1 pseudogene is annotated in these 413 nt (G+C 43.1%); it reads left to right on the forward strand.

The features are described 5' to 3' along the window. Positions 1-413 (forward strand): annotated as a pseudogene (locus tag Q0C19_RS02385) (4-cresol dehydrogenase); the annotation flags it as partial.

Consider the following 413-nt stretch of genomic DNA (forward strand, 5'->3'; position numbering starts at 1 on the left):
GTGCTATTACTGAAGCTGAAATTGAAAAAATCAAAAAAGATACCGGAATGGGATCTTGGAATGTTTACGCAGGTCTCTATGGTACCCCTGAGGGGAATGAATTAAACTGGAATATCATCCAGTCGGTTGTCAATGCCAACTTTAAAAACCATAAATTTTTGACCTCCAAAGAGATGGGGGATGATCCGGTATTTAAATATCGTGCTGACCTGATGAGAGGGTATATGACCCTTCAAGAATTCGGTCTCTATAACTGGAGAGGCGGCGGAGGAAGTATGTGGTTTGCACCGGTTTCCCCTGCAGAAGGTAAACATACCCTGAACCAGTCAGCATTGGCTAAAAAGATCTTGAACAAATACGGGTTTGACTATGTTGCTGAGTTTATCGTCGGATGGCGCGATATGCACCATATC

Origin of the sequence: Sulfuricurvum sp. (genome assembly GCF_023250475.1) — a bacterium.
Taxonomy (GTDB): Bacteria; Campylobacterota; Campylobacteria; order Campylobacterales; family Sulfurimonadaceae; genus Sulfuricurvum.